The organism is Caulobacter sp. S45 (assembly GCF_009765965.1).
Taxonomy (GTDB): Bacteria; Pseudomonadota; Alphaproteobacteria; order Caulobacterales; family Caulobacteraceae; genus CAHJWH01.
On the sequence record NZ_LMUL01000019.1, the window covers coordinates 17,700 to 38,505 of the forward strand.

Genomic DNA, 20,806 nt, shown 5'->3' on the forward strand with positions numbered 1-20,806 from the left:
GCTCACGAGGTCCCCAAGCCCACAAGGTAGGCAGCTATTGCGTCAAGCGACATGGACTGCGCCTCGGCGCACAATTCGAGCGCGGCGCTCGGCATCGCCGGCGCGAAGGCGGCCACAGGGTCCTCCGCCAAGGCGACGCCCCCAGCGGCGGCGACCGCCCGCAGGCCCGCGGCGCCATCCTCGTTCGCGCCTGTCAGGATCACACCCACCAGGCTGGCGCCATAGGCGTCCGCAGCACTCTCGAACAGCACATCGATCGAAGGGCGCGAATAGAGCACCGGTTCGTCCGCCGAGAGGGACATGGTGCGGTCAGCCTCCACCAGCAAGTGATAGTCGGAAGGTCCAAAGTAGACGAATCCCGGGAGGATCGGCTCCTTATCCTCAGCCTCCTTCACCACGAGGCGGCACCTGGCCTGAAACAGCGGCGCAAGGAGGTCCGATCGGTCGGGCGGAATGTGAACCACGACCAGCACAGGGATGGGATAGGCGGCGGGCAAGGCAGGCAGGATGCGGGACAGGGCTTGGATAGCCCCGGCCGACGCACCGATCACAATGGCGGCTGCCCCGCTCATGGCTCTCGCCGCTGGTATATCTTCTCTTCACGGACAAACTCGGTGAACGCGCAGGCGTGACCGGAGAAGCGCAGGTTCTCTTTCGAGCCCAGGCCCAGGAAGCCCTTTCGTACAAGCGAATCGCGGAAAAGCCCCACCGCCCGGTCCTGTAGAGGTCGGTCGAAATAAATCAGCACGTTTCGGCAGGAGATGAGCTGAGCCTCGGCAAACACCGCATCGGTGACCAGACTGTGGTCCGAGAAGACCACACGGCTGCGCAGCGTCTTGTCGAACACAGCGCGGCCATAGGCGGCGGTGTAGTAGTCGGACAAGGATGACTTGCCACCCGACATTTGATGGTTCTCCGTGAACGCCTTGATGCGGTCCAGCGCGTAGACGCCGCTGGCGGCGATCTCGAGGGCGCCTGGGTTGATGTCCGTGGCGTAGAAAAGCGTGCGGTCCAGAAGCCCCTCTTCGCGAAACAGGATCGCAAACGAATGAAGTTCTTCGCCACTGCTGCACCCCGCGATCCACACCTTTAGCGAGGGATAGGTTCGAAGGTGCGGCACGACCTTCTCACGGATCGCACGGAAATAACCGGGATCGCGGAACATTTCGCTGACCTGCACAGTCAGGTAGTTCAACAAGCGGGGGACCATAGCCGCATCGTGCAGCACGGCATCCTGAAGGGCTGAGAAGCTGTGAAAGCCGAGTTGCTGGCGGGCCTGCTTCAGTCGCCGTTTGATGGACGCCGGGGCGTAGTGACGGAAGTCGTAGTGGTAGCGCCGGAACAGCGCCTCCAGTAGGAGGTGAATCTCGATATCCTCGACATCGTCACCCGCCTTGGTCACTAACGGGGCATCCACACGCGTACGAGGGACAGCAGTTTGTCCACGTCGAGCGGCTTGGCCATGTAGTCGTTGGCACCCGCCGAGAGGCAGCGTTCCTGGTCGTCCGGCATGGCCTTGGCCGTCAGCATGATGATCGGCAGCTTGGCCCAGCGCGGATCCAAGCGGATGCGACGGGTGGCGTCCAGCCCGTCCATGACTGGCATCATCACGTCCATAAGCACGAGGTCGATGGCCCCAGAGACGGTCGCCTGCCGATCGAGAGCGTCGAGCGCCTCCTGACCGTTGCGAGCAATCTCCATGATCGCGCCTCGCGGCTCCAGGATGCTCGTCAGGGAATAGACGTTACGAATGTCGTCTTCGACGATCAAGATTCGCCGCCCCTCCAGCACCGCGTCGCGGTTGCGAGCCTCGTGGATCATCTTCTGCTGCTCGGCGGGCAGCTCGGAGACCACTTGATGTAGGAACAGCGAAACCTCGTCCAGCAGGCGTTCGGGCGACTTGGCGCCCTTGATGATGATGGAGCTGGAATAGCGGCGGAGCTTTTGCTCGTCCTCGGCCGACAAATCGTGGCCAGTGTAGACGATAACCGGCGGGAAGGCGTAATCGCCCTCCTTGCTCAGGGTCTCCAGCAGGGAAAAGCCCGAGGCGTCCGGCAGGGAGAGGTCGAGGACCATGCAGTCGAAGGTCTGCGCCTTTAGCAAACGCAAGCATTCGGCGGCGGTGCCGGCGCTCACGGTCTCCACCTCGCCGGAGCTCAAGAGCTTGCCGACGGCGTCCCGCTGCACCGGGTCGTCCTCTACGATCAGGACCCGGCGCACGGTGCGGGTGAGTTGGGCCTCCAGGGCTTGGAGGACCCCAGCCAGGTCCTCACGATTGACCGGCTTTATCAGGTAGCCGACGGCGCCCAAGGACAAGGCGGTCTGGGTGTGATCGGCGCCGGAGACCACATGGATGGGGATGTGACGGGTCTCGTCGTCGCGCTTCAGGCGGTCGAGCACCGCGAGGCCCGATTGGTCCGGCAGGCCGACATCCAGCACGATGGCGCTCGGCTTGAAGCGCTTGGCGAGATCCAGGGCCTCTTCAGCGGTGCCTGCCACCAGGCATTGGAAACCCACCTCGCGAGCGAGGTCGCGGACGATGCCGGCGAAGCTCTGGTCGTCCTCCACCACCAGCAGAATGCGACGTGCGTTTGCGAGCTGCTCGCGGTCGTCGTCCACCGAAAACGGCAAGGGGGCCGACCCGGAGGACGGCGCGGGCGTCCCCGCCGCACCGGGCGAGGGAGACGCGGGTTCTGGCCGGGGACCTACATTGGCGGAATTATAGGCCAACGGGATGGCGACGGTGAAGGTCGAACCCTTGCCGGGCTGGCTCTCGAGCGCGATGGAGCCGCCGAGCAGGCGCGCCAACTCCCGGGAGATCGACAGACCCAACCCCGTACCGCCATACTTGCGGTTGATGGCGCCGTCGGCTTGGCGGAAGGCGTCGAAGATCGCTTGTTGCTGCTCGGCCGAGACGCCGATGCCGGAATCGGTGACAGCGAGGAAGAGGCTGTTGCCCGCACACGTGACGCGCAGGTCCACGCCCCCCTTCTCGGTGAACTTGAAAGCGTTTGAGAGCAGGTTCTTGAGAATCTGCTCCAGCCGCTGGCGGTCCGTGGTGATCGCGGGCGGACAGTCCTCGACGATGTCGATGGCGAAGCTCAGATGTCGCTCGCGAGCGACGGGATCAAAAGTTTGGCGCAGATCGGCGGCAAGCCGCGTCAAGGATACGGTCTCGGGCCGGACCTCGATGTGCCCCGCCTCGATTTTCGACAGGTCGAGGATGTCGTTGATGAGATTGAGTAGATCGGCGCCCGACGACTGGATGGTGCGGGCGAACTTGACCTGTTCGTCGGAGAGATTGTGGTTAGGGTTGTCGCCGAGCAGCTTGGACAGGATCAGCAGTGAGTTGAGCGGCGTGCGCAACTCGTGGGACATGTTGGCCAGGAAGTCCGACTTGTATCGGCTGGCCTGCTCCAGTTCTCGGGCCTTCAGTTCCACAGCAGCGCCGGTTCGGACTAGGTCGTCGCGCTGGACCTCGAGCTGCTGAGCCTGTTCCTCAAGCTGGGTATTGGTTTGTTCGAGCTCGACCTGCTGCTGCTCCAGCCGCACCTGCTGTTCCTTTAGGCCGCGGCCCTGCTCCTCCAGCTCCTCGTTGGAGACGCGTAGCTCCTCGCTCTGAACCTGCAGCTCTTCGGCCTGGCGCTGGGTCTCCTCGAGGAGGTCTTGCAGCTCGGTCCGGTATCGCGCAGAGCGAAGGGCCACGCCCACCGGCCCGGCGACCTGTTCCAGGAGCGCCTGGACGCGATCGTCGACAGGATGCAGAAAGCCGAGCTCGATGACGGCGTTGACCACCCCATCGGCGTTGAACGGCGCGATGAGCAGGTGGCGCGGCTTGTCCCGCCCGAATGCCGAGCCCACGGTCAGGTAGCCCTCGGGGACGTCGTGCACGATGACGGGCCGGCCGTCGGCGGCGACGCGTCCGAGCAGCCCTTCGCGTGTAGCGAAGCGTTTGGGGATCTTGGCGTCCGCCGGCACGCCCAACACGGCGGCTCGTTCGAAGTGGTCGCCGTCGCCCTTGAACAGCACGCCGGCCTGGGCGCCCAGGTACGGAGCCAGGAAGTCCAGGATGCTGTCGCCGAGCTGCTGAACGGTCTTGTCCCCGAGCATCGCCCTGGCGAGCCCCACCTGTCCGGCCTGCAACCAGGCTTGCCGCTGACGGGCGCTGGCCGCCCGGTGAACCAGAACGCCCGCCACCAGTGTCAGCGCCATACCGAGCAGCGCCGCCAAGACGCCACTGACCGTCGCCGTGCTGGACGCGGCCTGCATTTCCGCGACACGCGCTAAGCGCAGCCGCGCCTCCTCCTGCCCCATGACGCCGAGCTGGACGCGGATAGCGTCCATCTCCACCTTGCCGCGATCGGTCTTGACCACGGCCAGGGCGGCTGCGGCGCCTTCGCCGCGATGTAGGTCGATGGTTTGCTTCAGTTCGGCGAGCTTGCCTTCGACATGGGGTCTGAGGTGAGCCAGGTTGGCCTGCTGGGTGGAATTGTCCACGGTCAGCGTAGCGATGCCGCTCAGCTCCGAATCGACCTTGGAGAGAGCGTCCTCGTAAGGTTGAAGGTATTTCTCATCGCCGGTCAGCAGGAAACCACGCTGCCCCGTCTCTGCGTCCTGCATCGTGGACAGAAGTGTGTCGAGGGCGCCGATAACCTCATGCGAATGCACGATCTTCTCGTTGTCGGTCTTCAAGACTTGGACGTCGGAGAATGAGACGCCGCCGCTGATTAAGAAGAACAACAGAGCCGCAATCACGCCGAGCGCGGTCCAAAGCCCCGTCCTCGATGCAGAGGTCGGGGCGCTGCGGGATTTGTCCTGCGGCATTATGTTCTCAAACACGGAAGCGAAGCGCTTGCCTATCGCCTTAGGGCCCAACAGATCAAGCTTGGCCGTAACGGCACGCTTTCGATCACGCATCTGCTCCCGAAGTCTGCCGCGGGGTGGCGCAGCACGGAACTCCCAGCGCCATGCCAGCAGATGCAATCAAGGCCGCATCGAGCCACTCTGGTATTCGAAGGGTGGCCGAACACCGGATCATCTCAGCCTCCAGCCACCTGATCCCCTGCGAAGCGCACGTCGCCCTGGCCACGGAGATCGCCAGAGGTGCTGTCAGTCTAACGCTAACTTGTCTCCACTTTGGGCTGCCTAAGGCTCTTGAGGAGCAAGGGTTTCCATGAGGCCACTGTCATTCAAGCGCCATCGATTCCCAGCCGAGGTGATCCATCACGCCGTGTGGCTGTACTTTCGGTTCACGCTGAGCTTCGGCATGTGTGAATTTGCGCTGACAACGCCCTTGGCGCGGCTGTTTCCCGAGGGATCGGGGTTCCTGCGGACCTAGGCACTAAGCGGCTTCTGCAGCACGATGAAGTGCAGATCGTCTCTCGGGGGATCGACGGGCGCGAAGGGCGACGTCTCGCCGGTGAGGATGTAGCCTCGCCGCTGGTACCACGCGATGAGGGTGTCTCGCAGATGCACGACCGTCATTCGCACGGTCCGGCCGCCTTCTCTGCGCACCACAGCTTCGGCCTCGGCCAGCATCGTGCGCCCAAGCTGTCGGTCCTGGAGATCGGGCCGCACCGTGAGGAGGCCAAGATACCATACCTCCCGATCGTGAGGCTCCAGCCAGACGCAACCAAGCAGCCCGCCGTCGGCCGAGTTTCGCATCAGGTAGAGTTTCGCCGCGGGATTGGCCTTGAGGTCAGCGCGGAGCGCCTCCAGCGTCGTCCGCTCGCCATCGATATAGTCGGCTTCGTTCGCCCAGCCCTGGCGGGAGGTCTCGCCCCTGTAGCTGGCATTGATCAGCTTCACAGCTTCAGGAAGGTCGGCGTCTGTCGCGAGCGTGAGCATCGTTGGCCTAAACGCAGAACCAATCGATCGTGTCTAGCCCGTAGGCTGGGTTCACAGGGGCTGGAGGGCGCCCATTGCAGACGTTGGCCGCGGCCCAGAAAGGCGAAGTTCGCCAACGGCCTCCGGGCAGGCCTGGTTCCTTTAGAGGTCGTCCGGATCGTCGTCATCGTCCTGGTCACCGGGAACGGTCGCCAGGGTGCTGTCAGTCCAACGCGAACTTGTCTCCGCTCGGACGTAGCTCCCCCAAACTCGAGCGAGCTCTACCCAACAACCTGCCGCCACTCAGCCGGGGCGGCTGAGCGTCGGTCTTTGTAAATTGTGCGGCTGACGAGGTGGCGCTCCTGGCTAAAATGATTGTGCACCATCCCGTGCACCGAAGCGAAGGTCTGGAGTGTTTTCATCCTCCGAAACCTCAGCATCGCCCGTTCTCGTCGTCGGAAGGGCTGGTGTGAATTCTCAGCCCGGTTGTTGATCCAGCGGCCAACCTCCTGACGTTCGGTCCCGCCGATCTCCTTCAGCGCCGCCCCGTAGGATCGGAGCCCGTCGGTGACAACGGCCTCGGGGCGGCCGTGGCGTTTCATGGCCTTCTTGATGAATTTCAGCGCGGCCGCCTTGTCCCGCTCCTTGGTGACAAAGGATTCCAGCACCTCGCCTTCATGGTCCACCGCCCGCCAGAGGTAGCGCATCTCGCCATTGATCTTCACGTAGACCTCGTCGAGGTGCCATCGCCAATGGGTGTGCTGGCGCATCGCCTCGACTCGCTTTTTGCGGATCTCCGAGGCGAACATCGGTCCGAAGCGGGTCCACCACAGCCTAACCGTCTCGTGGCAGATATCGATACCCCGCTCGTGTAGCAGGTCCTCCACGTTCTCAGCGACAGCGGGTATTTGACGTACATCATCACTACCAGCCGGATCACCTCCGGCGATAAGTCGAACCAACGGAACGGGTTGGGCGAGGGCTTCCGGCGGGGCATCCCTTTCCCTACCCCCGACCGCGATCACCGCAAGGTACATTTGACCTGACAGAGCCCTCGCAACTGATCAGCCAGTTCCCACCGTATGATCGCCTCGTTTTCCACGATCAAAACGGTCGTAAGCGGATGAGCGCGAACAGGAGCCATTCTCGGTATCGCCTCACCGGCCCTAAGGTCCCCGGCTTTTCGCGACAGGCCGACTGGGGGCCGCCGCCCCCAAAGCGGGCGTCGAACGACGTGCCAGCATCGGTCGCGAAAGGGCGACGCGCCAGCGCGCTCGCTCCGCGCCGAGTCCATTGCGGCACAAGGCGGCAAGCCAAGTTGGAGGCCGTGTCGGGAATCCTACAATCCCACCGGTGCACCTCCGGTATGGCTGAGGCTGCACCGGCTGGAAATTGCGACGAACATGATCAAGGAGTCGGAGTCGTTTGGAGGAGGAGAGCGGACCGTCGCCGCCATCGTCACTAAATTCCGGCGGAGCGCTTGGTCCAGATGAGCCTGGCGACGGCAGACTTAGCGGCTTTTTGCGACGCGCTTCCCCATCCAGTTATCGTCCTCGGCATTGGAGAGGGTCAGGATTTCGCCAACCAGCGTTGGCGCGACCACACCGGCGCCGCCGTCGTCATTGATCGCGACTGGATTGATCCCATCCACGTGGACGATCGCCATCTCTTCGACCATTTCGCGGGTGACGTCGCACCCCACGACGAAGCCTTTCGAATAGAATGCCGCCTACGCGGCCGCGACGGCGATTTCAGCTGGTTTCTGGCCCAGGCTGGCGCCCTGCGCGAGCCGGAAGGCCCGACCGTTCGCTGGCTGATCACCTTCACGGACATCGAGATCGTGAAGCGCTCAGAACAGGTCTACATGACATTGGCCCATGAGCTTGGCCACCGCGTGAAGAATATCTTCGCGATCTTCTCCGGCCTCGTCAGGTTATCCGTCCCAAAACACCCTTCGGCCGCAGACTTCGCCGCCGAACTCGACGGCCGTGTGGGCGCCTTGGCGGTGGCGAACGAACTCGCCGTGCCGGGCGCCAATGCGGGGATCTCCACGACGGTTGCGGCCCTGATCGAGCAGTTGCTCACCCCCTACCGGACCCTGGATCGGGATCGGATTTGCGTCGACCTCGAAGATCTGCCTCTCGGTCTCACCGGCGCCAACGCGCTCGCCCTTGTCGTCCACGAGCAGGCGACCAACGCAGTGAAGTATGGTTCCTTGTCGACAGCGTCCGGCACCCTCGCGGTGCAGGGGCACCGACGCGACGACCGATACGTCGTAACGTGGGCTGAATGCGGGGGGCCGCGACTGGACGATGCGCCACAACATAAGGGATTTGGAACGCGCCTGACCGATCAAACCGTGTCCAGGCAGCTGGGTGGACGGGTTGAGCGGCGCTGGCTTGCCGAAGGATTGTCGATGGAAATGCGCTTCCCAATCGAAAGGCTGCAGTCTTGAGAACGCGGGGCCCCGGCGCGGTCAGCAACGCCGTGCTGAAGCAGATCGAGCCCGATGTGTTATCGGCTGCGGCCGGGCATTTTCATATCAAACCCATGACCAAGGGCGAGGTGCTGCAAGAGGCCGGGGAAGACGTCACCTGGGTCTACTTTCCGGAAAGCGGCCTAATATCGCTCGCCACCGAAACGCCGTTCGGCGAGACGGTCGAAAGTGCGCTGATCGGCGCCGAAGGCGTGCTGGGCGCCTTTGAAGCCTGCGGAAGCCGGCGCGCCTACGCCCAGGCTCACGTCCAGATTCCAGGCGAGACCTTTCGGATCCGGGCGGCGGACTATCGCGAGCTTTTCCAAGCGTCGAACGCACTTCGGATTCAGATCCACAAGCAGATTGAAATGCTGCTGGTCCAGGCCCGCCAGTATGTCGCCTGCAACGCGCTCCACAGCGTCGAGGCGCGCCTCAGCCGCGCCCTGCTCGACGCCTTCGACCGCAGCGGCGACCTCGCTTCGATCCCCCTGACCCAGGAAGCGCTTGCGCATATCCTCGGGGTTCAACGGACGACCATTGCGGTGGCGATGTCCAATCTTCAGCGGGAAGGCGCGCTTCGGACTGGGCGAGCATCGATCGAAATCGTAGACTATGCGCGGCTTGAGCGGTTCAGCTGCCCCTGCCGGGCGACCTTGCTGGCGGTCGAGCGCGAAATCCGCAGCAGTACGACCGAGGTGTGCGAAACTTAGTCGGTCGTCTCGGCGTCCCCGCTTTGCACCGATCTGGCCACCTCGATCATCCGGCGACCGGGCTCAGCTGCCGCAGGCGGCATCAGCGCGATGGCGAGCGCATTATCCTGCGCCGTGACAACGACCTCGCCCTCGGCGGCGCTGACGTTCAGCGGGACATCGGTGGCGCCCAGTCCAGCCTGCTTCATACCATCACCGACGCAACGTCCTTACGATTCTCCGATGCCGGCATTGTCATCTGTGGACGGGCTGATCGGCCAATGTCTGCAAGGCGGGCCACGCAAGCTCCGGCAGAGCCGTAGGCTCGGCGTGCATCCGCTCTATCAGCCCCTGGACGGCGCGAACGCCCAAGGGTGCGACCAAGCCGAACTCGGCGCAGTGGCCGCGGATCGCGTTGGCCAGCATGGTCCTTTGGCGCACCAGCAGCTCGCGGCTGCGGTGTAGCACCAGAACCGCCTGCCGCTCGGCGCTCTTCACCGGCACGAACCTCATGCTGGGGCGGCTCACCTCCTGTTCGGCGCGGCCGCGTCTAGCCGCTGGATTCCCAACTGCCAGACGGCTGCGCGCCCATAGGAGACATGCGGCCTCTGCCAGATAGCGGACATTCGGAGGCTGCTCGTCATCAATAACAGAGTCGGCGTCGTTCAGACCCAATCTGGGCCCCCCAACCGTGGCGTGGCGCGGAGCCAATGCCTAGGGAGCAGCTTTGCAACTGAGTGCATAACGTTGGCCTTGATCCTTTTGGTTGATGATGACGAAGTCTTCCGCAGCGTGACTGCCCGTATGTTGAGGAGCGCGGGGCATACGGTCAAAGAGGCCTGTGATGGCATCCAAGCCCTCCAGGCATTGGAGCCAGCACCACCCAACATTGTGGTGACCGACGTTCTCATGCCCAAATGCGATGGGATCGAGCTGATTTCCCATCTGAAGAGGAGTTATCCTGATGTTCGAATTTTAGCTCTTTCCGCCAAAGAAAGCCTTGGATCGCTCGGGCTGCTAAACCTTGCGCGGATCGTCGGCGCCGACGTCACGTTGGCCAAGTCTACAGTCTCGGAGCGTCTGCTTTCAGAGGTGGAGGTGCTTGCATCAAAGCTCCTGTGAGGTCGCGCCTTCGTCCAGCGCCTGTTTGTGGATCAGTTCGGTCACGACCTCGAAATGCCGGATGGCGAGATGCTCGATAGCGATGCGCGCGTTCGCTAGCCGCTGATAGGCCAAGGCGGTAAAGCGCAGATCATCCCCCTCGCGGTCAATCCAACCCGCCGCGATCAGCTCGCGAACTTTCCGGCGGACAGTCTCTCTCGGAACTCCGATGGAGTCGGCGATAGATCGGACATTCGTTCCCAGGCTGGGGAAAACTGGCACTTCGCCGCTTAGTAATTGCTCTTGAGTATAGCCTGAGAAGCGCTTGTCTTCCGTTGTTCGCACGGCCACCACTAGCATGATTATAAATTTATCGGCGTCTCCGCCACAAGCTTCGCGAGAGATGCTGTGTAGGTCCAGAATAGGCCGTAAAAGCTCATGCGCGATCACAGGATAATTCTCGGCCACCAGGGCCGCCAGGACCGGCCTTGTGAGAGGCGCTCCGCTTATATCGACTTGCATTCTCACGCCCTCCGCACGCATATGAGAGCCCAAAGCGGTGGCGTCGCAAGCGTCATCTCGGTCAAGGGCGCCGTCGACTTTTCCGAAATTTGCCCCGAGAGGCTCAGAGCCGCCCTCCCCTCCCTTCGCAATCACGATATTACGAGTGCCGGCCACGGTCGATTTCAGCCGCGCCCTGACGTCCGGAATTGGCGGCCAAGTGGACGCGCAACCGTGGCCGCATAGCGGTCATGGCCAAAGGGCAAGCCTCCGGAACCGACACGATACGCGCTAGCGACTCTTTCTGACCCCCTAGTCACCTTCAGCCGCGATTTCATGATTGGCGTTGCGGCCGGATCGTCTAATATAATGTTTGATGCCAGTCTCACTCCCAGGCGTAGTTGTTGTTATCTGTACGTCTGGCGGCATGCTGGTCGGCGCTTGTTTCGATCACCTCTCGCTTGGAGCGGGGGTAGGCCTAGCGGTCGGGCTTTGCGTCGGTCTTTTGCTGCTCCCGCGAAACCGAAAGAAACCTCACGCTTAGGGCTTCGCGTCCATCGCCCACTTATCTTCGAACCGACGGAGGTCATGCGGCGCTTCCCGGTCGACGAGGCTTGGGTGGGGGTATCTGGCGCAGATCCACAGGACAGGTTGCGCCCTAAGCGGCCGTCAGCGTTCCTCCAGTTTCCAGACATTCGGAGCGCCTATGAGGGGCTATCAAGCCGTCCTCCAGTGGCCGCAATTGAAGATGGTCCGGACATAGCTCTGGCGACTGATAGCGGACATCGCCCACCGGCGAGTCGGGGCCCAAACCAACTCATGCTAATGGCCCTGGCCGGACACCTACGACGTGCGCTCCCCTCACGCCTCGCTCCCGTTGCATTCTATGCAGACTATCTTCATGTCGTGGAAATCGCGCTACCGCGAATTGAAGCGGCGCGGGCCGCAACAGCCTAGGCGCGCTGGTCAGTTACCAGGGTGCCCTCAGCCGGCTTGGTCTTGCGCAGTTGCCCCAGTCGGAAAAAGCTTAGCGCATCAAAGCTCTTCTTGCTGCGGCGCGCGATGCCGACGACCACAATGTCAGCTGCTTCCACATCTGGCAGAATCCGCATCGCCAGATCGCGCGCCGTCGGATGCCAGTCGAGCTCGGAGGGAGGCTTGGGCACAAGATAGACCGCTATTGAAAACAGGCGCCCCGCGATGGTTTCCTGGGCGAACATCAAATTTCCCGCTTTGTCAGACTCACCGCGGCGCCAACGGCGAATGGATCGCTCTAACGCGGCCCTGCGCGGGGGTGTCTGATTTAGGATGTTGATGATGATGTCGAAGCGATTGAGGTGTTCCGAAAGCGCGTAGACCTCTTTTACTACGGTGAGCCAAAACGAGGTGAGATGCACGCCGGGAAGATCGACGAAGGTTCTGTCCGTACGAGGTTGCTTCGACCGCCTCACCAGCCAGTCGACATTGTTTAGGAAAAGGCGCTGCCCGGCCAATGCCTCCTGATCGAAGTAAAAGCCGTTCGTCAAATAAACGGAGAGGAGGTCCTGTTCGTCGCCCTCCACATCGATCTGCTGCTCAAGCGAGGCGCGCCGACTAAGATAGTGGATGAACGAGATTTCCGAATCCAGGAACCGATCGAGCATCAAGACCTCGCCGATCGAAAGCACCGGTGCCCAGGCCGTCTCCCGCTCGATTAGCCCCAATTCCGCCAAGTACCGTTTCGCGCTCGTAAGCGCAGCGAAATGCTCAATGCAAATGCTGAACCGGAAACACGAGTTTGGGTCGATCAAGACGGAGGTTGATCAACTCTCCGCCCTTCTTCAACCGCATGACCGCTTTTGACTGATGAACGTCTAGGTAATCTTGCAGACGCCAAGCTTGCAGGCCCGGTTCTACGAACAGTTCTTTGAAGTTTTTTTTCAGGCTATCGAGCCCGCCCCGACGGGAAGCATCCTTGATACGCCGGATTTAGCTTCGAACAGGAAGATAAAATTGCCGACGATCGCGACGACGTCGTTCTCCCAGGTCTTACCCGTGTCAGGATCGGTCCAGACAACGCCCTGATAACAGCGCGCGCTTGGAACCGCTCGCTGAACTGTCTCTTCGATCGCGGCCTCGAGATAGTCCGCGCGGGCCTTCTCATATGCCGCCTGAAGGTGCTGTCAGTCCAACGCTAACTCGTCTCCGCTCGGACGTAGCTCCCCCAAACCCGAGCGAGCTCTACCCAACGACCTGCCGCCACTCAGCCAGGGCGGCTGAGCGTCGGTCTTTGTAGGTTGTGCGGCTGACGAGGTGGCGCTCCTGGCTAAAATGATTGTGCACGGTCCCGTGCACCGAGGCGAAGGTCTGGAGTGTTTTCATCCTCCGAAACCTCAGCATCGCCCGCTCTCGTCGTCGGAACGGCTGGTGTGAGTTCTCCGCTCGGTTGTTGGTCCAGCGACCAACCTCCTGGCGCTCCGTGCCTCCGATCTCCTTCAGAGCCGCGCCGTAGGACCGGAGCCCATCGGTGACGATCACCTCAGGTTTGCCGTGGCGTTTCATCGCCTTCTTGATGAACTTCAGCGCCGCCGTCTTGTCCCGCTCCTTGGCGACAAAGGATTCCAGCACCTCACCCTCGTGGTCAACCGCCCGCCACAGGTAGCGCATCTCGCCGTTGATCTTCACGTAGACCTCATCGAGATGCCACCGCCAGTGGGTGTGCTGGCGCATCGCCTCAACCCGCTACTTGCGGATCTCGTTGGCGAACATGGGCCCAAACCGCGTCCACCACAGCCGCACCGTCTCGTGGCAGATGTCGATGCCCCGCTCGTGCAGGAGATCCTCCACGTTTCTCAGCGACAGAGGGTATTTGATGTACATCATCACCACCAAACGGATCACCTCCGGCGATGAGTCAAACCAGCGGAACGGATTGGGCGGAGGCTTCCGGCGGGGCATGCCCCTTCCCTACCCTCGACCGCGCTCACCGCAAGGTACATTTCACCTGACAGAGCCCGCAGCCCATATGACAACGGCTCCGACAAAGCCGACGTCACCTTCGCTCAAACAAGCGGTTCATTGAGCTGATTAATCTGACAACGCCGATTCTGGAGCCGAGTGGTCTGCGACAAAGCGGCTAAAAGCCGTGGCGGCGTTAAGCAGGTGCGCGCGCATCCGGCGAGCCGCCTGCTCCCCGTCCCCTTCCGCCATGGCTGCGAGTATTTCAGCGTGCTCGATTCTTGAGATCAGAATACGACCGGATTGGCGTAACTGGGTGCGGCGGAAGGCGTCTAGCCGATTGCGCAGGGAAACGGCGTGCTCGCGCATGAATCCGTTGTGTGTGGCTTGGTAAATCAAGACGTGAAAATCTCGGTTGAACCTATCGTAGGCGTCGACATCACCTGACTCGGCCATAAGACCGGACGCCTCGTGCAACTCGACCAGCTTGGCACGCTCCATCGGCGTCACACGGTACGTCGCCAGACGAACGCAGAGCGCCTCGACCTCCGCTGCGGTCTCGAACATCTCCATAATGCGTTCGGGGCTGAGGCGGGTCACGAATACACCGCGTCGCGGACGGATTTCCACCAACCCGCCGTTGGAAAGCTGGCGGAGCGCCTCGCGCACCGGCGTGCGGGAAACACTGAAACGTAAGGCCAGTTGCTGCTCGTCCAGAGCCGACCCCGGTTGCAGCACGCCTGCGGTGATCTCGTCGGTAAGCGCCTTTCGTATCCGCTCGGACAAGAGCCCCCGCTCCGTTACGGCGCTGTCCATCTCATCCATACTGTTCATGTCGCCCGTTTTGTGCCGCATGTGAAAGATGCAGGCGGCGACAGGACAGTCCCCGCTTGCGCTGCGCCATCAAGGCTCCGATGCCGAAATCGTTCGTCGGCGCGTCTTGGCGATCCGCCCAGCAGACCGCTTCGTTGACGTTTCGGCTAAGCGCGGCCATGACGAGCCCATTGGACGTAAAAATACGTGATCGGCAGATCGCCTAGGATTGTATACAGAAACGGATCTCGCTGTATCCTTAATCTCACCAACCGGCGGAATAGGTCTTCATGCGCATCATCGCTCTCGAAGAGCATTTCAACGATCCGTCCCTGATCGGCCGGATCGATCCAGACGCCATCGTGCGGCGGGGATTTCCTTCTGGCGACACGCCTCCCGCAGCAAAGAAGCGCGAGGCGGCGCTGCATGACCTCGGACCCGACAGACTTGCCGACATGGACGCCGCAGGCATTAGCCTCCAGGTCCTCTCCATCGTCGGGCCGGCCTCCGATTTGCTTCCGGCCGGCGAAAGCCTCGCCTGGGCCCGGGATGCAAACGATCTGCTTGCCCGCTCCGTCCGAGCCAATCCTGGGCGTTACGCTGGCTTCGCCCATCTGCCAATGACAGCGACAGACGCGGTCGCCGACGAGTTGGAGCGCGCGGTAACCGAGCTCGGCTTCCGCGGCGCCCTAATCAACGGCACGACGGAAGGCCGTTTCCTTGACGACCCCCTCTATGCCCCGTTGCTGGCGCGCGCGGAGGCTCTCGACGTCCCTCTATATCTCCATCCGGGCCTACCGCCCGAAGCCGTCCGCCAAGCCTACTACGACCATCTGCCGGGGAAGACCGGCTACTTCCTGTCCACTACCGCCTGGGGCTGGCATCAGGAAGTCGCGATACACGTCTTGCGCTTGGTCCTTTCCGGCGCGCTCGACCGTCACCGCGGCCTGAAGATCATTATCGGTCATATGGGAGAGGGATTGCCGGCGATGCTTGCGCGTTGCGACGACGTCTTCAGCGCCGGTGCGACGCCGCATCTGAAACGTAGCGTCAGCCAGACCATCCTCGACCAAGTGTGGATAACCATCAGCGCCTTCTTCACGCTTCCACCGTTGATGGCGGCGCTCCTGACTTTCGGGACCGACCGTATTCTGTTCTCCGTCGATTACCCGTTCAGCTCCAATCTCGCCGCTCGCCAATTCCTCGACACCCTTCCCCTCTCGCCGGCCGACAGGATGAAGATCGCCCACGGCAACGCCGAACGCCTGCTGAAGCTGAAGGCCTGATTGTCGGAAGGCGGGAGACGACAGGGCCGATCAAAGTCATTGCCAAGGCCGTTTGGGGAGCGCTATGTATACAATGCGGGTTCCGGGTCGGACATTAAAAAGCAAGACCCTCCCATTCTACGCCGTGTGGATAATCGACGCTCCACCTGACGCATGCCGCAGCGATACAATAGGGGCCCTAGGCCCCTTGGGTTGGCACGCTCGTATACGACAGTGAGGCCACCCCTGCGGCGCCTTGCGATCCCACCGTGGAGCTGACGATCATGTTCCGCTTCGATGCATCTTTTGATTAGGTCCAGAAACGAGAACGATAATGCTTTCCCACCAGACGCAAACGGGCGAGGCGCTAATATCCGTCATCTGATGGGCTGGGCGCCTCAGCACCCAGCTTAAAAATTAAATGCAGCGCTGTCGAACAATGCGCGAAAATAAAAAGCCTTTAGGGAGGCAAAATGATACCGGGAAAGAACATTGTTGATGTCGTAGATATTATTGACAGATCCAAGGTCAGCCTCCTCCAAATCCAAATCCTTGCGATCTCGTTCATCCTCATGCTCTTCGATGGCTATGACATCACAGCCGTGGCTTTGGCGGCGCCGGCAATAAGCAAGGAATGGCATGTCCATCGCGGATCTCTGGGCCCGCTATTCGGCGCCACCCTGTTCGCCGGCCTATTTGGATCCCCGATCTTCGGCTTCATTGGAGATCGGCTCGGGCGAAAGACCGGAATCATCGGCGGCGTCATGGTGTTCGGGCTGTTCACCCTGCTGTCGGTATGGGCCCCCTCCGTCCAGGTCCTGACGGGCCTGCGTTTTCTCGCAGGACTAGGGATTTCCGGCCTGATTGTCGTTGTCGTGGCGCTGAACAACGAGTTCGCCCCCCGCCGCCTGCGCGCAAGCATGGTTATCCTGATGTTCCTGGGAGTGACCTTCGGCGGCGGCCTATCCGGCGTGGTCGCCGCGCAGACCATGGCTGCCGACGGCTGGCGGCTGCTCTTCTGGATCGGCGGCCTAGGGCCGATGCTAATCGGTTTGGCCCTGATCTTCATTCTGCCCGAGTCGATAAAATATCTTGCGATCCGGCCTTCTCGGCGCGCCGATCTGATCCGACTGCTGAAACGCCTAGCCCCTGGGATCGACATCGACGCGGACGCGCACTTCGTTGTCGGGGTCGAAAAGAACCAGACCCGCTTCAATCCAAGCGCCCTGTTTGAAAAACACCTTGCGATCCTCACCCCGATGTTTTGGATTTCAAACGCGTGTGTGCTCGCGGTGTTCTATTTCATCAATCAGTGGGTCCCCACCCTTCTGTCCGATTCCGGCGTATCTCTTCAACATGCGACACTTGCGGTGACAGTGTTCCAGTTCAGCGGTACGCTTGCCGGAGTGCTGATCATGCGGCCGCTGGACAGGGTAGGATTTATACCTGTGCCAATCCTGTTCGCACTCTCTATTCCTGTGGTCTTCCTGATCGGCCGGCCAGGACTGCCCGAATGGCAATTGATGCTGCTGTTGGGCTGCTCCGGCTTCTGTTTGCTTGGCCTGCAATTCGGCAACATCGCTATGCAGAGCCCGATGTATCCGACCTACATCCGCAGCACCGCCGTCGGATCTCAAGTGCTGATCGGACGGGTCGGCGGAGTGCTCGGACCGGTCATCGGGGGCATGATGTTGAGCAAACTGATCCCGATCGAGCAGGTATTTCACCTGATGACCATCCCCCTGATCGTCGGTCTGCTCTCGGCGATCATCATCACGCCCATCTACCTACACCACGTCCACAGGGAGGGCCGTGGAGAGCGATCGCTCGATCCAGCCACCGTGCTGGAGGTCGCGCCATGAACCTCGAGATTCTCGAAGGCATGAACGTCGCTCACCACGGCGTGCGCAATGGGACGACGGCGCGTCGACAATCGATCGCTGGAGATGAGCTATGACTATCCGTCGAATTGTGACCGGCCACGACGCAGCCGGGGTGGCTATTGTGGTCCAGGACGGACCCGCAAAGAACGTCCGCGTTCGTCAAGCAGCCGGCGGCCTCGTCTCGACCCTGTTGTGGGTGACCGATGGGGCGCCGGCCGACATTTCCAGCAACGCCGACACGGCCGAGCGCGAGATCGCAGTCGGACCGCCTCCGTCGGGTGCGATCTTCAGGATGGTGGACTTCCCCCCATTGAAGGATACGGCGGCCTTGGATCAGGACGCCATCCTGCGCGAGATGGGGGTGGAGCACGACCGTAGCGGCGGCGGCGCGCGCCATCCCTTCACCCATCGCACCCGCAGCGTAGATTTTGTCATCGTCCTGTCCGGTCGCATTCGCATGCTGCTCGACGAGAGCGAGGTGACGCTCCAAGCCGGTGACGTGATGGTGCAGCAAGGCACCAACCACGCCTGGATCAATAGCTTTGACGAGCCCTGTCGCATCGCCTTTGTTCTGATCGACGCCGATGCGCCCCCCGCCTGGGACCACGCTAAGCCGCACTAACCGTGCCCTGCGCCCGAAATATGAGGAGTGAAGCTGTGACCGATCAAGATTGGCGCTCACGCGTGTCCCAGCCGCAGTACGGCGTCGTCGAGGAACGGAACGCCCGCGTGCAGATGAGGGACGGCCTGCACCTCGCCATCGACGTGTTCCGCCCCGATGGGGACGGCAAGTTCCCTGCCCTGCTGGCCTATTCGCCCTACGGCAAGGACGTGCAGCGGGTGATGGAGCAGCAACAGCCGCACAGCGCGCGACTAGGCAATGGAGGGCAGGAAGCTGGCGACACGGGCTTCTTCGTCAGTCGCGGCTACGTGCACGTGATTGCCGATGTGCGCGGCTCGGGGGACTCCGAAGGCACGTACAATTTCCAGGGGCGTAAGGAGCAAGAGGACGGTTACGACCTCATTGAATGGATCGCTCGACAGCCTTGGTGCGATGGTAACGTCGGCATGCTCGGCATGTCCTATTTCGCCGTCGTACAGAACCTGGTGGCGGCGACCCAGCCGCCATCCCTGAAGGCGATCGCACCTTACGAAGCCTACACCGACCGCTACCGCCACTCCGTCTACCATGGCGGCCTGTATGATGAAGGGTTTTTCCATCAGTGGTTTGAACACCTGAGCGTGCGGCCACAGAAGCCCCTCATCTACGATTTCCTCTCCGCTGAAGAGGTGGACCGCCGCAAGCAGGCGCTATTCAATACCCCCGCCGTGATAAACAGCCCATATCTTCATATTCAACTTAAGTATGAAACAAAAAATCCACTTACTTTCGATTTCCTGATAGAGCCGCACGACGGACCTTATTATTGGGAAAGGTCGTCCAACCGCGTCCTTGATAAGATCAAAGTACCCGCGTTGATAATGTCCCGTTGGAGCGGATGGCAGATTCACCTCGCCGGCGCCTTCGAGGCCTGGCGCGGCATCCAGCCCACCAAGAAAATGATTATCGGCGATACCGAATGGCTGACCGGGCCGAAGCGGCCTTGGCGCGACCACCAGGATGTAATCCTGCGATGGTACGACCACTGGCTGAAGGGTCTCGACACCGGCATGCTCGACGAACCGCCCATCACCCTCTTGATCAAGGGTAAGAACGAAGTCCGTCATGAACATGAATGGCCGCTGGCGCGCACCCAGTGGACCAAGTTCTTTTTGCAGGCCGATCACACCTTGTCATCGCAGGAGCCCCAGTCCCGCTCCACTTCTGGGTTCGCCAACGATCCGCATCTGCCACCCAACCGCGCGTCCACCGGCCTCGATTTCGCTACTCCACCGCTGGACGAAGACCTGGAGATCACAGGCCCGATCGCACTCTACCTGTCGGCCACGCTGGATAAACCGGACGCGACCTGGGTGGTGACCATGCGAAACCTGGCGCCGGACGGGAGTCGTCCGATCGTCAGCAAAGGCTGGTTGCGCGCATCTCACCGTGAGCTCGACGACAAATCCAAGCCCTACCAGCCTCACCATCCCCACCACCGGGACGTGCCGGTCCCGGTCGGCGAGATTCAAGAATACGCTATAGAGCTTCGTGAAACTTCAATGCTGTTCAAGAAAGGGCATCGGCTCTTGCTGGAAATTCGCGGCCAGGACACGCAGGTCGAAGAACCTCTATGGTATCACACCTGCAACCCGTTTAAGACCCGTCACGAGCTGGAGCTTGGAGGGACGCGCGCATCCTACCTGCTTCTGCCCGTTATCCCCTGATATTCTCCCCTGCATTCCAATCTGGGATGCAACACGTGGACACTGCGCTTCGGAAGGTCGGTTAAGGGCCACGGCCCAAACCGCACCTTCTAGCAGGTAAGGGCGCACAACGCCCTTATTCTTGTGGGACGTCGATCATCGCCTCGGGCCGGCGGCGGTAGAACGAGTATCTGAGGCGCTTGCCTTCACCGACGGCTCTCGAATCCGTGCCGAAGTTCCTCCAGCGAAACCATTCGGCGAACCGGATCGCCTGGAAGATTCCGGATGGTGCTGTCAGTCCAACGCGAACTTGTCTCCGCCTGGATGTAGCTCCCCCAAACCCGAGCTAGCTCTACCCAGCGACCTGCCGCCACTCAGCCAGCGCGGCTGAGCGTCGGTCTTTGTAGGTTGTGCGGCTGACGAGATGGCGCTCCTGATTGAAGTGATTGTGGAAGGATGCGTGGACCGAGGCGAACTGCTGGAGTGTCTTCATCCTCCGAAACCTCAGCATCGCCCGTTCTCGTCGTCGGAAGGGTTGGTGTGAGTTCTCCGCCCTGTTGTTGGCCCAACGGCTACCTCCTGACGATCTTCAATGTTCAGCTCCTTCATAGCTGCTCGATAGGACCGTAAGCCGTCGGTGGTGATGGTCTTGGCGCACCCGTGGCGCTTCATCAGCTTGCGCATGAACTTCAGCGCGGCGGCCTTGTCTCGATCCTTGGTGGCGAAGGATTCGAGCACTTCGCCCTCGTGATCCACCGCCTGCCAGAGGTAGTGCATCTCGCCGTTGATCTTCACGTAGACCTCGTCGAGATGCCACTTCCAGTGCGTGTGCTGGCGCATAGCTTCGACCCGTCGCGTGCGGATCTCTGAGGCGAACATCGGGCCGAAGCGGTCCACCCACTTGCGCACCGTCTCGTAACAAATGTCGATCCCTCGCTCGTGCAGGAGGTCTTCGACGTTTCTCAGCGACAGCGGGTAGCGGACGTACATCAGCACCACCAACCGGAT

Annotated in this window: 16 protein-coding genes and 3 pseudogenes; 7 read left to right on the forward strand and 12 right to left on the reverse strand. The window is 61.6% G+C overall.

The features are described 5' to 3' along the window. Window positions 1–2 precede the first annotated feature (2 nt). The 5 genes and pseudogenes from GSQ87_RS22075 to GSQ87_RS22095 all read right to left on the reverse strand — a co-directional run bounded on the left by GSQ87_RS22075 (window position 3) and on the right by GSQ87_RS22095 (window position 6,823). The gene (locus GSQ87_RS22075; RefSeq protein WP_158918847.1) at window positions 3–572 is read right to left on the reverse strand and encodes a chemotaxis protein CheB; all 570 of its coding nucleotides are present in this window, start codon (window positions 570–572) and stop codon (window positions 3–5) included. Beyond that, a complete protein-coding gene (locus GSQ87_RS22080; protein ID WP_254063210.1) occupies window positions 569–1,402 on the reverse strand; it encodes a protein-glutamate O-methyltransferase CheR in 834 nt (277 codons plus the stop codon). Before GSQ87_RS22080 ends, GSQ87_RS22075 begins: the two co-directional genes overlap by 4 nt. Then, entirely contained in the window at window positions 1,402–4,824 is a 3,423-nt protein-coding gene (locus GSQ87_RS22085) for a response regulator (RefSeq protein ID WP_158918851.1), read from the reverse strand. Before GSQ87_RS22085 ends, GSQ87_RS22080 begins: the two co-directional genes overlap by 1 nt. A 510-nt stretch (window positions 4,825–5,334) precedes the next feature. Further along, window positions 5,335–5,847 (reverse strand): GNAT family N-acetyltransferase, encoded by a 513-nt coding sequence (locus tag GSQ87_RS22090; protein ID WP_158918853.1) that lies wholly within the window; start codon window positions 5,845–5,847, stop codon window positions 5,335–5,337. A 260-nt stretch (window positions 5,848–6,107) separates the two neighbouring features. Continuing rightward, window positions 6,108–6,823 (reverse strand): annotated as a pseudogene (locus tag GSQ87_RS22095) (IS6 family transposase). Window positions 6,824–7,315: 492 nt separating this feature from the next. Between GSQ87_RS22095 and GSQ87_RS22100 the strand changes: the two are divergent. After that, a complete protein-coding gene (locus GSQ87_RS22100) occupies window positions 7,316–8,281 on the forward strand; it encodes a sensor histidine kinase (RefSeq protein WP_158918855.1) in 966 nt (321 codons plus the stop codon). Further along, the gene (locus tag GSQ87_RS22105; protein WP_158918857.1) at window positions 8,278–9,012 is read left to right on the forward strand and encodes a Crp/Fnr family transcriptional regulator; all 735 of its coding nucleotides are present in this window, start codon (window positions 8,278–8,280) and stop codon (window positions 9,010–9,012) included. Before GSQ87_RS22100 ends, GSQ87_RS22105 begins: the two co-directional genes overlap by 4 nt. Here the strand turns inward: GSQ87_RS22105 and GSQ87_RS22110 are convergent. Both GSQ87_RS22110 and GSQ87_RS23230 read right to left on the reverse strand, forming a co-directional pair. After that, complete coding sequence (locus tag GSQ87_RS22110) at window positions 9,009–9,200, reverse strand: hypothetical protein (RefSeq protein ID WP_158918859.1); 192 nt, start codon at window positions 9,198–9,200, stop codon at window positions 9,009–9,011. The two genes, GSQ87_RS22105 and GSQ87_RS22110, sit on opposite strands and share 4 nt — an antisense overlap. Window positions 9,201–9,246: 46 nt before the next feature. Further along, window positions 9,247–9,504, reverse strand: a complete 258-nt coding sequence (locus GSQ87_RS23230) for a hypothetical protein (protein WP_371416725.1) — start codon at window positions 9,502–9,504, stop codon at window positions 9,247–9,249. Window positions 9,505–9,738: 234 nt separating this feature from the next. Here GSQ87_RS23230 and GSQ87_RS22120 point away from each other — a divergent pair, with 234 nt between their 5' ends. Then, window positions 9,739–10,113 (forward strand): response regulator, encoded by a 375-nt coding sequence (locus GSQ87_RS22120; protein WP_158918861.1) that lies wholly within the window; start codon window positions 9,739–9,741, stop codon window positions 10,111–10,113. On the opposite strand, the gene GSQ87_RS22125 is transcribed toward GSQ87_RS22120, so the two are convergent. From GSQ87_RS22125 to GSQ87_RS22140, 4 genes and pseudogenes are all read right to left on the reverse strand, one after another. Continuing rightward, window positions 10,099–10,614, reverse strand: coding sequence for a hypothetical protein (locus GSQ87_RS22125; RefSeq protein WP_158918863.1), 516 nt, complete (start codon window positions 10,612–10,614; stop codon window positions 10,099–10,101). The genes GSQ87_RS22120 and GSQ87_RS22125 overlap by 15 nt on opposite strands. 932 nt (window positions 10,615–11,546) lie before the next feature. Beyond that, window positions 11,547–12,305: a hypothetical protein gene (locus GSQ87_RS22130; RefSeq protein ID WP_158918865.1), complete on the reverse strand. Its 759-nt coding sequence runs from the start codon at window positions 12,303–12,305 to the stop codon at window positions 11,547–11,549. Between the two features lie 508 nt (window positions 12,306–12,813). Continuing rightward, a pseudogene (locus GSQ87_RS22135) lies at window positions 12,814–13,530 on the reverse strand (IS6 family transposase). Between the two features lie 129 nt (window positions 13,531–13,659). After that, on the reverse strand, window positions 13,660–14,385 hold the full coding sequence (locus GSQ87_RS22140; protein WP_216839545.1) for a GntR family transcriptional regulator: 726 nt from the start codon (window positions 14,383–14,385) through the stop codon (window positions 13,660–13,662). Window positions 14,386–14,633: 248 nt separating this feature from the next. On the opposite strand from GSQ87_RS22140, the gene GSQ87_RS22145 reads away from it, so the two are divergent. The 4 genes from GSQ87_RS22145 (at window position 14,634) to GSQ87_RS22160 (ending at window position 19,819) form a co-directional block, all read left to right on the forward strand. Continuing rightward, the gene (locus tag GSQ87_RS22145; protein ID WP_158918867.1) at window positions 14,634–15,629 is read left to right on the forward strand and encodes an amidohydrolase family protein; all 996 of its coding nucleotides are present in this window, start codon (window positions 14,634–14,636) and stop codon (window positions 15,627–15,629) included. A 452-nt stretch (window positions 15,630–16,081) separates the two neighbouring features. After that, on the forward strand, window positions 16,082–17,470 hold the full coding sequence (locus GSQ87_RS22150) for an MFS transporter (RefSeq protein ID WP_158918869.1): 1,389 nt from the start codon (window positions 16,082–16,084) through the stop codon (window positions 17,468–17,470). Between the two features lie 91 nt (window positions 17,471–17,561). Beyond that, window positions 17,562–18,113, forward strand: a complete 552-nt coding sequence (locus tag GSQ87_RS22155; RefSeq protein ID WP_158918871.1) for a cupin domain-containing protein — start codon at window positions 17,562–17,564, stop codon at window positions 18,111–18,113. Window positions 18,114–18,148: 35 nt separating this feature from the next. Further along, entirely contained in the window at window positions 18,149–19,819 is a 1,671-nt protein-coding gene (locus tag GSQ87_RS22160) for a CocE/NonD family hydrolase (protein ID WP_158918873.1), read from the forward strand. A gap of 331 nt (window positions 19,820–20,150) precedes the next feature. Here the strand turns inward: GSQ87_RS22160 and GSQ87_RS22165 are convergent. Then, window positions 20,151–20,806 (reverse strand): annotated as a pseudogene (locus GSQ87_RS22165) (IS6 family transposase); the annotation flags it as partial.